Origin of the sequence: Vibrio cincinnatiensis DSM 19608 (genome assembly GCF_900167345.1) — a bacterium.
Classification (GTDB): Bacteria; Pseudomonadota; Gammaproteobacteria; order Enterobacterales; family Vibrionaceae; genus Vibrio; species Vibrio cincinnatiensis.
The window spans coordinates 178524-190602 of record NZ_FUXB01000005.1; the positions used below are offsets into that span (position 1 = coordinate 178524).

Sequence of the window (12079 nt, forward strand, 5' to 3'; positions counted from 1 at the left end):
TTCTGGGATGCTTATTTTAAACCAGTTAAATGGGTATCCATTGATTTAGCATTCGTGCCGGAAGAGGAACCAAAACCTAATGAATTACTTCGAATTATTTGGGCTACCAACTCAGTTTCAACTGGATGGTAGCCTTCTTTCTTCTCAGTTCCGTGAGTTGCAAAAACGTTTTCATCCGGATAATTTTGCAACCGCTTCTGAGCGTGATCGTCTTATGGCGGTACAAAAATCAACAGAGATTAATGACGCTCATCAAGTCTTGAAAAATCCCATCTCTCGCGCTGAATACTTATTATCTCAGCATGACATCGCCTTAGCGGGAGAGCAGCAAACCTTGCAAGACTCGCTCTTTTTGATGGAGCAAATGGAACTGAGAGAAGAGCTAGAATTATTGGCGCAAGCACCTGTTGAGGAAGAGGCGCTATGGGCTTTTGAAAACAAAGTGACACAGTCTTATCAAGCGCATTTACAACAAGTTGAGTGTGAACTGAATAGTGAACAGTGGCATCTGGCAGCGGATACTGTTCGTAAATTAAAATTTATTGCCAAATTAAAAACTGAAATAGAACGAGTCGAAGAAAAACTGCTCGGCTAATTCAAATAAAAGGACCGATCCATGGCATTACTTCAAATTGCAGAACCCGGTCAAAGTTCGGCCCCTCATCAGCATAAATTAGCCGCAGGGATCGACTTAGGGACAACCAACTCTCTAGTGGCTTCTGTTCGAAGCGGCACCGCTGTTCCTTTAGAGGATGAGCAAGGTCGCAAAATTTTACCTTCCGTTGTGCATTACTCTCATGAACAGACTTTGGTTGGAGAGGTTGCGCGTGAACACGCAGAGCATGATCCTGAAAATACCATCATTTCAGTTAAGCGCTTGATTGGCCGTTCACTACAAGATATTGAAACGCGTTATAACCAACTGCCTTATCGTTTTAAATCCAGCGAGAAAGGGTTGCCCGTGATTCAAACCCCACAAGGGGATAAAAACCCGATCCAAGTCTCTGCCGAAATATTAAAAAAGCTGGCTGAACGTGCTCAAAATCACTTAGGTGGGGAACTGGCGGGCGTTGTGATTACGGTTCCAGCTTATTTTGATGATGCGCAGCGAGCTGGAACCAAAGATGCCGCCCATTTGGCGGGTTTACATGTTCTACGTTTACTTAATGAACCGACAGCGGCGGCCATTGCTTATGGTCTTGATTCAGGCCAAGAAGGTGTTATTGCGGTTTATGATTTGGGCGGCGGAACTTTTGATATTTCGATTTTACGTCTATCAAAAGGGGTTTTTGAAGTGTTGGCGACGGGCGGGGATTCTGCCTTAGGTGGTGATGACTTTGATCATCTGATTGCCGAATATTTACATGCCGAAATCGGGTTGACGTCACCATTGGGCGCAGATAAACGTCGAGCATTGCTGGATGTGGCAACGCAAGCAAAAGTAGCCTTAACCGATAAAGAAGAAACACAGATCGAGATTTTTGGCTGGCAAGGTTTGTTTACTCGCACCCAATTGAACAAGCTTATCGAACCTCTCATTAAAAAAACGCTTCTCTCTTGTCGCCGTGCACTGAAAGATGCGCAGGTCAGTGCAGAGGAGGTCCTGCAAGTTGTCATGGTGGGAGGTTCAACTCGCACACCACTAGTCCGCGAACGGGTGGGTGAATTTTTTGGTCGAACTCCGTTAACCGACATTAATCCCGATGAAGTGGTTTCGATTGGTGCCGCCATTCAAGCGGACATTTTAGTGGGAAATAAGCCTGACTCCGAAATGTTGCTGTTGGATGTCATTCCGCTTTCATTAGGGATTGAAACCATGGGAGGGTTGGTGGAAAAGATCATTCCGCGTAACACCACGATTCCCGTTGCTCGTGCTCAAGAGTTTACCACGTTTAAAGATGGGCAAACCGCCATGAGTGTCCATGTGGTGCAGGGAGAGCGTGAACTGGTGGCTGACTGCCGTTCATTAGCTCGATTCTCATTGAAAGGCATCCCGCCAATGGCGGCAGGGGCTGCTCATATTCGAGTGACGTATCAAGTCGATGCGGATGGCTTACTTTCAGTGACAGCGATGGAAAAAAGCACCGGTATCCAAGCTGAAATTCAAGTCAAGCCTTCTTACGGTTTGAGCGATAGCGAAGTTGCGGATATGTTGAAAGACTCCATGGCTTATGCCAAACAAGACATGCAAACCCGAGCTTTAGTTGAGCAGAAAGTTGAAGCGGACCGCGTGATTGAAGGTTTGATTGCTGCTATGCAAGCAGACGGTGATGATCTTTTGACAGACCAAGAACGTGCTACCTTATTATCAGCGATAGAATCACTTATTGAACTTCGTAATGGTGATGATGCCGATGCTATTGAACAAGGAATTAAAGAGACGGACAGAGCGAGCCAAGTGTTTGCTTCCCGTCGCATGGATAAATCGATTCGAGCGGCATTAGCTGGCCACTCTGTTGACGAAATTTGAGAGAATAAACATGCCGAAAATTATCGTATTGCCCCATGATACCTTATGCCCAGATGGGGCGGTTTTAGAGGCGAATAGGGGGGAAAGTGTACTCGATGTTGCTTTGAAAAATGGCATTCATATTGAACACGCTTGTGAAAAATCCTGTGCTTGTACCACTTGTCATGTCGTTATTCGTGAAGGGTTTGATTCTTTAGATGAGAGTGATGAGCTCGAAGACGATATGCTAGATAAAGCTTGGGGATTAGAGCCTGAATCTCGTTTAAGCTGCCAAGCAAAAGTAGCAGATGAAGATCTCGTGATTGAAATTCCTAAATATTCGCTTAATCACGCGAAGGAAGATCATTAATTTCTGTTCATCCCCTCATTTTTTATAGAAAGGGGATGAATTACACTAAGGAGCTTGTTATGAAATGGACAGACTCACGGGATATTGCGATTGAACTTTGTGAACGATATCCTGAAGTAGATCCGAAAAATGTACGTTTTACTGATCTACACCAATGGATTTTGGATTTAGATGATTTTGATGATGAGCCTAACCGTTCAAATGAAAAGATTCTTGAAGCCATTATTCTTTGTTGGATGGATGAGCAAGAGTAATGATCCTCATTCTGAAATTAAGTAGAGAAAAGCGGGCCTGATGGTCCGTTTTTTTATCAAGTGGCTGAATTTATCGAATAAAGGCTACATTTCAGTGTTAATTATTTGATATGGTGATAATGATTCCCAATCGATTCGTTTAAGAAAACGCATTGCCTTACTCTTGGGATAACGCCATATAAGAAGACAAGGAGAAACTATGTCTACACCAATGTCGGTATTGATTAGTTTAGAAATCGCCCAGCCTCAGTGGGGAGAAAAAGCATTAATTTCATTTTCTGAGCAAGGGGCGGTGATTCATCTTACTGCGGTTGATGATTTTGATAGTATTCAACGTGCCGCTCGTAAATTCGATAGCCAAGGATTGCGTCATCTCTTTTTACAAGGTGACCAATGGACACTTGAAGCGATTTGGTCTTTCTACCAAGGCTATCGTGATCCTAAGAAGAAGAATACGCTGGAATGGAAAGCGTTAGAAAAAGCCGAACAAATAGAACTTGAAGCCCGAATTAAAGTTGCAGATTGGACACGCGACATTATTAACAAAAGTGCAGAAGAGGTTGCTCCTCGTCAGTTGGCGACCATGGCCGCTGAATTTATCAAATCCTTAGCACCTGAGCAGGTTTCTTATCGTATCGTCAAAGACAAAGATCTATTAACAGAAGGCTGGGAAGGCATCTTTGCCGTCGGTCGAGGTTCTGAACGAACTTCTGCGATGTTACAGTTGGACTTCAATCCTACGGGGGATGAGAACGCTCCAGTCTTTGCTTGCCTTGTTGGTAAAGGCATTACGTTTGACTCGGGTGGTTACAGCTTGAAGCCTTCAAATTTCATGTCTGCCATGAAAGCCGATATGGGCGGGGCTGGCACGATCACGGGCGCGCTTGGGCTAGCCATCATGCGAGGCTTAAATCAACGGGTTAAACTCATTTTATGCTGCGCGGAAAATATGGTTTCGGGTCGAGCGCTCAAATTAGGTGATGTGATTACCTATAAAAATGGAAAAACGGTCGAAATCATGAATACCGATGCCGAAGGGCGTTTAGTTTTGGCTGATGGGCTTATTTATGCTTCCGAACAAAATCCTGCTTTAATTATTGACTGTGCGACTCTCACGGGGGCTGCAAAAAATGCGTTAGGTAATGATTACCACGCAATGCTGAGCTTTGATGAGACCTTATCACAGACGGCCCTGATGGCTGCGAAAGAAGAACGCGAAGGTTTATGGGCTTTACCTTTAGCTGAATTTCACCGAGAGATGTTGCCTTCCAGCTTTGCGGACTTATCCAATATCTCATCGGGTGATTACTCTCCTGGCGCAAGTACTGCGGCGGCCTTTTTGTCTTACTTTGTCGATAATTATCAACAAGGTTGGTTACATTTTGACTGTGCAGGCACTTATCGTAAATCTGCCAGTGATAAATGGGCCGCAGGGGCAACGGCGATGGGAGTGAAAACTATTGCTCGTCTTTTATTAGAACAAGCGAAATAATCACGCCACCCTACTTCAGTAACATCGGAAAGAGGAACCTATAAAGTTAGGTTCCTCATTATTATAAATAGAAGGACATCTAATGGCTCTTGAAAGAACATTTTCTATAATTAAGCCTGACGCAGTGAAACGTAACTTAATTGGTGAAATTTATCACCGCATAGAACAAGCTGGATTACGCATCATTGCTGCGAAAATGGTTCAGTTAACAGAAGAACAAGCCAGTGGTTTTTATGCGGAACATGAAGGTAAAGCCTTTTTCCCTGCATTACGCTCATTCATGACTTCAGGTCCAATCATGGTTCAGGTGCTTGAGGGGGAGAATGCCATTACCCGCTACCGTGAGCTAATGGGAAAAACGAATCCAGAGGAAGCGGCTTGTGGAACGCTACGTGCCGATTATGCGTTGAGTCTGCGTTATAACTCTGTACATGGGAGTGATAGCATGGAGTCAGCCGCCCGTGAAATCGAATTTTTCTTTCCTGAAAGTGAGATTTGTCCTCGAATCGAAGAATAAGCATAACCTTGGTCTTTTGTTTAAAGGCTCTTATGATCACTGAGAGCCTTTTCTTTAGGCTGAATGCTATTGATGCTTTTTTATTATTGAGTGCATACCGTTAATTTTTTTTAGTTTGATTTTTAATCAATCACTTGCTATCAACTCAGTAATAGCAAGGTTTTTATGCTCTTGTCGCACTCGCATAAAGGCTGTACAATTCGCGCCCTTAATTCCAGTTCCATTTCTGAGAGGCCACATGACCATTGAAAAAGTCAATCTACTCGATTTTGATCGTAAAGGCTTACGCACCTACTTTGCCGAAGAGTTAGGTGAAAAAGCATTTCGTGCCGATCAAGTCATGAAGTGGATCTATCATTTTGGTTGTGATGACTTCGAAAAAATGACCAATATCAACAAGCAATTGCGTGAGAAACTGCAAGCGCATTGTGAGATTCGGGCCCCTTATGTTTCTCAGGCACAACATTCCAGTGACGGGACGATCAAATGGGCGATGCGTGTCGGGGATCAGGATGTTGAAACGGTATATATCCCAGAAGAAGATCGTGCGACATTGTGCGTTTCATCTCAAGTGGGTTGTGCTTTGGAATGTAAATTCTGTTCAACTGCTCAGCAAGGTTTTAACCGAAATCTACGTGTATCTGAAATCATTGGTCAGGTCTGGCGAGCCGCTCGTGAAATAGGTTTAGAAAAAGAAACGGGGTGCCGTCCTATCACTAATGTTGTGATGATGGGGATGGGGGAACCTCTACTAAACATGAAAAATCTCATTCCAGCATTGGAAATTATGCTCGATGATTTAGGGTTTGGGTTATCAAAGCGCCGTGTCACCGTCTCTACTTCGGGCGTCGTTTCTGGGCTTGATCAAATGACTGGGCAAATTGATGTTGCTTTAGCGATTTCTTTACATGCCCCCAATGACCAATTACGCAGCGAAATTATGCCGATTAATGATCGGTGGAATATCCAAGACTTTTTAGCCTCGGTTCGCCGTTATATTGCTTCATCCAATGCGAATCGAGGTAAAGTCACGGTAGAATATGTTCTGCTTGATCATATCAATGATGGTACAGAACATGCGCACGAACTGGCGCAACTCATGAAAGAGACCCCTTGTAAGATCAACCTGATACCGTTTAACCCTTATCCTGGTTCGCCTTATAAGAAACCGAGTAATTCACGAATAGATCGTTTCCAAAAAACATTGATGCAATATGAGCATACGGTGACAGTCCGTAAGACACGAGGAGACGATATTGATGCGGCTTGTGGTCAATTAGTGGGAGATGTGATTGATCGAACCAAACGGACGAAGTTAAAAGTACAAGAAGCCCAACAGATTCCTGTAAAAGCGATTTAAGTTCTTACCAAGGCAGATATTTTCTGCCTTTTTGTATTGCAGTGAACATACGGTTCACTGGTAGTTGATCCGTGTACTTTGAACTAGGCTTAGCCATTACTGCATTTTTTGTTACTTTTTTATGTCAATTTAACGAAAAATCTTGACCTGGTTGTAATTTCTTTTCTAAATCAATGTTGTTTAGCGCTTAATATCCATTAGAATGATTTTTAATACTGCGTTCGAGTTTTATATCGAATAGAATGAATTCGATATCCTAACCGCTTGGGTATGATGATATGGTATCTTGAACCACCATTGAACATTCGTGTGGTGTTGATGAGAGTATTGATGCCAAGCCGTAAGGATAACTAAATTTTCCCTGCTGAAGTCCACGTTTCTTAAATAGGCTAATAACAAATATAAAAATCCAAAGCCAAAACGTGTGGCTTGAGCAAGAACACAAGAGATGAATACAGCGGATGAATACAGAACAAGACAACATCACTGAAAATACGCCGATAGAACAACCCGGAACCCTACTGAAAAAACAGCGAGAAGCATTAGGACTGAGTCAAAAACAAGTTGCTGACCGTTTGCGTTTACGTATGGCGATCATCCGCAATATTGAAGATAACCAATTCGATTCGGATTTAGTGGCCACCTTTATACGTGGCTATCTACGTTCTTATGCTAAAGCGGTGGGTCTTTCAGAACACGACATTATGGAAGCGTACGAAGCCAATTGTGTTTCTGAGCCTCAAGAGCAAAAAATGCAAAGTTTTTCTCGTAAGACAAAACGAGAAAAACATGATAATCGCATCATGACCATTACTTGGATTATTGTACTGGTTATTATTGGGATGTCCTCACTATGGTGGTGGCAACATAATCAGCAAGATAGTTTATTACCAAGTAATCATCCTCCGGCGGTGGTTAGTGAAGAGCCGATCGCTCCCGTGGTGAGCAATGCCACGGATTTTGTGACCGTGACTGAATTAACTCAAGCCCAGTCACAAGATGATACGCTCACAGAGAGTGATGAAACGAGCGTCTCTTCATCTATCGTTGACGAGGAGAGCACAACCGTTCCTCGCGTCGTTGATGAAACGCCGGTGATTGCTGAAGATCTGAGTCTCAATCATCAATTAACGATGACATTTTCAGCAGATTGCTGGATTCAAGTAAAGGATGCTACGGGTAAAACTTTATCAACGGGAATAAAAAAAGCGGGACAAACGGTCAATTTACAGGGCGAAACGCCCTTACAAGTCATTCTGGGTGCGCCTGAAGGCGTTTCCGTCACATTTGCGAGTGAACCTGTTGACCTTTCTGGGTATACTTCAGGCAAAGTAGCTAGATTCACCTTACCTTAGACAATATTATGCACTACGAGTCTCCTATCAAACGTCGCCCCTCGACACGTATTTATGTGGGTAATGTCCCTATTGGTGATGGGGCTCCCATCGCTGTACAGTCCATGACTAACACCCGAACAACCGATGTGGCAGCGACGGTTGCTCAGATTAAAGCGTTAGAGAAAGTGGGTGCAGATATCGTTCGGGTATCCGTTCCAACGATGGATGCGGCTGAAGCATTTAAGCAAATTAAGCAGCAAGTCTCTGTGCCTTTGGTTGCTGATATTCATTTCGATTATCGTATTGCGTTAAAAGTCGCAGAGTATGGGGTCGATTGTCTACGCATCAACCCCGGCAATATTGGCAATGAAGAGCGAATTCGCTCAGTTGTCGATTGTGCCCGAGATAAAGGCATTCCCATTCGTATTGGTGTGAATGGCGGATCGCTGGAAAAAGAGATCCAGATGAAATATGGCGAACCGACCCCTGAAGCGTTGGTTGAATCGGCAATGCGTCATGTGGATATTCTTGATCGTCTTAACTTCGATCAATTCAAAGTCAGTGTGAAAGCCTCAGATGTTTTTCTTGCCGTCGACTCCTATCGATTATTAGCGAAAAAAATCGATCAACCTCTGCATTTGGGCATTACGGAAGCGGGTGGGGCACGGGCTGGCTCCGTCAAATCTGCGGTTGGTTTAGGCATGCTATTAGCGGAAGGAATTGGTGACACGCTACGTATCTCTTTAGCGGCGGATCCTGTTGAAGAGATCAAAGTTGGATTTGATATCCTTAAATCTTTACGTATCCGTTCGCGTGGCATTAACTTTATTGCTTGTCCAAGTTGCTCTCGCCAAGAGTTTGATGTGATTGGAACGGTGAATGCTCTAGAACAACGTTTGGAAGATATTTTGACTCCGATGGATGTTTCTATTATTGGCTGTGTAGTTAATGGCCCCGGAGAAGCGGAAGTTTCTCACTTAGGGCTGGCGGGCAGCAATAAGAAAAGTGCTTTTTATGAAGATGGCGTACGTCAAAAAGAGCGGTTTGATAATGATGACCTTATTGCTCAACTTGAAGCGAAAATTCGCGCCAAAGCCGCTCAATTAGATGTGAAAAATCGCATCGATATTCAGCAACTCGAACAAGATTAATCTCAATGGTATTACGGTAAGTATTGTGGCAAAGACTATTCAAGCAATTCGAGGTATGAACGACTGCCTCCCAACTCAGTCTCCGCTTTGGCAAAAAGTGGAAGGCGCGGTAAAAAACGTGATCAGTGCATATGGCTACAGTGAAGTTCGTATGCCTATCGTTGAGATGACACATCTATTTAGCCGTGCAATTGGTGAAGTCACCGATGTGGTTGAAAAAGAGATGTACACATTTGAAGACCGTAATGGAGATAGCTTAACTCTTCGCCCAGAAGGTACGGCCGGTTGTGTCCGTTCGGGAATCGAAAATGGGTTGCTCTATAACCAAGAGCAACGCTTGTGGTATATGGGGCCAATGTTCCGCCACGAGCGTCCACAAAAAGGACGTTATCGCCAATTTCATCAATGTGGTGTTGAAGTTTTTGGCATTGATGGGCCAGATGTTGATGCCGAACTTATCATGATGACCGCTCGTTTATGGCGTGATTTAGGGATTGCTGAACATGTTCGCTTAGAACTGAACTCTATCGGTTCATTGGAGGCGCGTGCTAACTATCGTAGCGCCCTAATCGACTATTTAGAGCAGTACCAAGAGGTATTGGATGAAGATTGTAAGCGCCGTATGTATACCAACCCACTGCGTGTTTTAGACACAAAGAATCCAGACGTTCAAGCTATATTGGGCGATGCGCCGAAACTCTCCGAATATTTGGATTTAGATTCAAAACAACATTTTGCCGGTTTGTGTGAACTTCTTGACGCAGCAGGCATCGAATACACCGTGAATGAGCGTTTAGTTCGTGGGTTAGATTATTATAACCGAACCGTTTTTGAGTGGATTACCGAAAGTTTAGGCGCGCAAGGCACTGTGTGTGGCGGTGGCCGCTATGATGGGCTGGTTGAGCAATTAGGCGGAAAATCCACCCCTGCCGTCGGCTTTGCGATGGGACTTGAACGCTTAGTATTAATGATGGAAACCTTAGGAAATACAGAAGTCCGTCGTTCGGTTGATGTTTATGTGGTGACCGCTGGTGAAGGTACAACGATGGCTGGCATGAAACTGGCTGAACAGTTACGTGAACAGTTGCCGGGATTACGAGTCATGAACCATTGTGGTGGCGGTAGCTTTAAGAAACAATTTAAACGTGCAGATAAAGTGGGTGCAGCGGTTGCCCTTGTTTTAGGTGAAAATGAAGTGGCAGAACAGACCGTTGTACTGAAAGATTTAATGGGTGGTGAACAAACCACCTTCTCTCAAAGCGAGATAGCAAGCCAGTTGGCGCATCTTGTCTAACAACGCTAGTTTTTGAGATTTCTGATTTAAGAGGACAGGAAGTGGAACTCTACGATACCGAAGAACAACAAGTTGAAGCGATCAAAGATTGGTGGAAAGAGAATGGCAAGGCTGTCATTTTAGGTGCTGTTATTGGTTTGGGGGGGCTATTTGGCTGGCGTTACTATCAACAATCAGTGACCGCTAACCAAGAGGCCGCTTCAGAAAGCTATACTCAAGCAATACAAAGTTTGGCCACCAAAGGCATTGATGCAGAGTCAGACCTTCAAGGATTTATTGATAGTCAGAATAAGTCGGAATATTCGGTTTTAGCCGCGATGCAGTTAGCGAAAGTTCAGGTTGATGCCGGCCATTTAGATGAAGCGTTAGCTCAGCTTGAATGGGCCAAAAATGTCACTCAAGATGCAGCATTAAAGCCTCTTCTTTCTTATCGTTTGGCTCGTTTGCAGGCAGAGCAAGGGTTATATGATGAGGCTCTGGCTGAACTGGCGACAGTAAAAGACGTGAGTTGGACTGGCCGTGTCGCTGAGTTACGTGGTGATATTTCGCTACGTAGTGGCGATAAAGAGGCTGCTTATGTGGCCTATACGGAAGCACAACAAGCGAGTGATGCGAGTCAGACTTTGCAAATGAAGTTGGATGATCTGGCCAGATAAGGGCATAAGTGGATGAAAAAAATATTCAGCAAAGTGCTTTTGTCAGCCGCGGTATTTGTGGGATTGGCTGGGTGCTCTGGCGAAGAAGAAAATATCATAATGGCTCCACTTCCTATCGTTAACAGTGAATTTACCCCCCATTCTCTGTGGAGTAGCTCTGTAGGAAGTGGCGTTGGTCACTATTTCTCAAACCTGACTCCTGAATATGCTTATGATAAGGTTTTTGTCGCCAGTCGAGACGGGGAGGTTAAAGCCCTCAATCCTGAAAATGGTAAATTATTGTGGCGTGTCAATGTTCGCCAAAGTATGCCCGCTCGTCTTTCTGGCGGGATAGTCGCGGCTTATGGGCAGATCTTCATTGGCAGTGAAAATGGTGAAGTGCTTGCTTTAGAGGCTACAACTGGAGAGGTTAACTGGCGGGCGAATGTTGAAGGTGAAGTGCTTGCCCCTGTTGCAGCAGATAATCATTTCATCATCGTTAATAGTAGCCGAGGGATCCTAGTTGCCCTTGATGCACGTACGGGTGAACAAAAGTGGACGATCAGTACGGAAGTCCCTAGTTTAACGCTACGTGGTGATAGCCGCCCAGTGACAGCATCTGGTGGTGTATTTTGGGGGACACCGAATGGTCGTTTAGCGGCTGCGATTATTGAGCGGGGTCAACTGATTTGGCAATTGCCAGTAGGGCAGCCACAAGGTGCGACAGAAATTGATCGGCTGGTGGATGTGGATGCCGCTCCCCTTATCATTGGTGCTAATTTATATACCATCGGCTTTAATGGGCAGCTGATGTCCATTGATTTGCGTTCAGGGAATGCAATATGGAAACGTAACTATTCTTCTACAACCGATATGGTGAGTGATGGTAGCCGGTTATTCCTGATTACCGATAAAGACCATGTTGTTGCGGTTGATGCTCGAAGTGGAACCGAGCTTTGGAGCAATAAACAATTGGAACACCGATTATTAACTGCTCCCAAAATCATTGAGGGGTATGTGGTGGTCGGAGATAGTGAAGGTTATCTACATTGGTTTGATCGCAGCAGCGGTGAGTTTGTCGCCCAGCAACTCATTCATAAAAGTGGTTTTGCCGTCGGTCCTGTCGCTTTAGAGGATGGGTATCTGGTGACCACTCGTGATGGTAGAATAAAGAAACTGACGATCCGCAAATAAATCGTGATACAATTCACAATTGGCTC

General features: G+C 44.4%; 12 protein-coding genes. All 12 read left to right on the forward strand.

All coding sequences use genetic code 11. The features are described from left to right. The first annotated feature begins 79 nt into the window (after window positions 1-79). The 12 genes from hscB to bamB all read left to right on the forward strand — a co-directional run bounded on the left by hscB (window position 80) and on the right by bamB (window position 12053). Window positions 80-595 (forward strand): co-chaperone HscB, encoded by a 516-nt coding sequence (gene hscB, locus B5D54_RS06345; RefSeq protein WP_078925689.1) that lies wholly within the window; start codon window positions 80-82, stop codon window positions 593-595. Window positions 596-616: 21 nt separating this feature from the next. Next, complete coding sequence (gene hscA / locus B5D54_RS06350) at window positions 617-2470, forward strand: Fe-S protein assembly chaperone HscA (RefSeq protein WP_078925690.1); 1854 nt, start codon at window positions 617-619, stop codon at window positions 2468-2470. Between the two features lie 10 nt (window positions 2471-2480). Beyond that, a complete protein-coding gene (fdx, locus tag B5D54_RS06355) occupies window positions 2481-2819 on the forward strand; it encodes an ISC system 2Fe-2S type ferredoxin (protein WP_078925691.1) in 339 nt (112 codons plus the stop codon). A 59-nt stretch (window positions 2820-2878) separates the two neighbouring features. Further along, a complete protein-coding gene (iscX, locus tag B5D54_RS06360; RefSeq protein WP_078925692.1) occupies window positions 2879-3073 on the forward strand; it encodes a Fe-S cluster assembly protein IscX in 195 nt (64 codons plus the stop codon). 199 nt (window positions 3074-3272) lie between these two features. Continuing rightward, window positions 3273-4565, forward strand: a complete 1293-nt coding sequence (pepB, locus tag B5D54_RS06365; RefSeq protein ID WP_078925693.1) for an aminopeptidase PepB — start codon at window positions 3273-3275, stop codon at window positions 4563-4565. 82 nt (window positions 4566-4647) lie between these two features. Beyond that, window positions 4648-5082: a nucleoside-diphosphate kinase gene (ndk, locus tag B5D54_RS06370; RefSeq protein WP_078925694.1), complete on the forward strand. Its 435-nt coding sequence runs from the start codon at window positions 4648-4650 to the stop codon at window positions 5080-5082. 238 nt (window positions 5083-5320) lie between these two features. Further along, window positions 5321-6442: a dual-specificity RNA methyltransferase RlmN gene (gene rlmN, locus B5D54_RS06375; protein WP_078925695.1), complete on the forward strand. Its 1122-nt coding sequence runs from the start codon at window positions 5321-5323 to the stop codon at window positions 6440-6442. A gap of 461 nt (window positions 6443-6903) precedes the next feature. After that, window positions 6904-7797, forward strand: coding sequence for a RodZ domain-containing protein (locus B5D54_RS06380; protein ID WP_078925696.1), 894 nt, complete (start codon window positions 6904-6906; stop codon window positions 7795-7797). 8 nt (window positions 7798-7805) lie between these two features. Further along, window positions 7806-8930, forward strand: a complete 1125-nt coding sequence (gene ispG, locus B5D54_RS06385; RefSeq protein ID WP_078925697.1) for a flavodoxin-dependent (E)-4-hydroxy-3-methylbut-2-enyl-diphosphate synthase — start codon at window positions 7806-7808, stop codon at window positions 8928-8930. Window positions 8931-8955: 25 nt separating this feature from the next. Continuing rightward, window positions 8956-10224, forward strand: a complete 1269-nt coding sequence (gene hisS / locus B5D54_RS06390; protein WP_078925698.1) for a histidine--tRNA ligase — start codon at window positions 8956-8958, stop codon at window positions 10222-10224. A 41-nt stretch (window positions 10225-10265) separates the two neighbouring features. Continuing rightward, on the forward strand, window positions 10266-10880 hold the full coding sequence (locus B5D54_RS06395) for a YfgM family protein (RefSeq protein ID WP_078925699.1): 615 nt from the start codon (window positions 10266-10268) through the stop codon (window positions 10878-10880). A 12-nt stretch (window positions 10881-10892) separates the two neighbouring features. Further along, the gene (bamB, locus tag B5D54_RS06400) at window positions 10893-12053 is read left to right on the forward strand and encodes an outer membrane protein assembly factor BamB (RefSeq protein WP_078925700.1); all 1161 of its coding nucleotides are present in this window, start codon (window positions 10893-10895) and stop codon (window positions 12051-12053) included. Window positions 12054-12079 lie beyond the last annotated feature (26 nt).

Coding starts and splice junctions, on each gene's coding strand:
- hscB (WP_078925689.1), top strand. CDS start 80: ATGAATTACTTCGAATTATTTGGGCTACCAACTCAGTTTCAACTGGAT.
- hscA (WP_078925690.1), top strand. CDS start 617: ATGGCATTACTTCAAATTGCAGAACCCGGTCAAAGTTCGGCCCCTCAT.
- fdx (WP_078925691.1), top strand. CDS start 2,481: ATGCCGAAAATTATCGTATTGCCCCATGATACCTTATGCCCAGATGGG.
- iscX (WP_078925692.1), top strand. CDS start 2,879: ATGAAATGGACAGACTCACGGGATATTGCGATTGAACTTTGTGAACGA.
- pepB (WP_078925693.1), top strand. CDS start 3,273: ATGTCTACACCAATGTCGGTATTGATTAGTTTAGAAATCGCCCAGCCT.
- ndk (WP_078925694.1), top strand. CDS start 4,648: ATGGCTCTTGAAAGAACATTTTCTATAATTAAGCCTGACGCAGTGAAA.
- rlmN (WP_078925695.1), top strand. CDS start 5,321: ATGACCATTGAAAAAGTCAATCTACTCGATTTTGATCGTAAAGGCTTA.
- B5D54_RS06380 (WP_078925696.1), top strand. CDS start 6,904: ATGAATACAGAACAAGACAACATCACTGAAAATACGCCGATAGAACAA.
- ispG (WP_078925697.1), top strand. CDS start 7,806: ATGCACTACGAGTCTCCTATCAAACGTCGCCCCTCGACACGTATTTAT.
- bamB (WP_078925700.1), top strand. CDS start 10,893: ATGAAAAAAATATTCAGCAAAGTGCTTTTGTCAGCCGCGGTATTTGTG.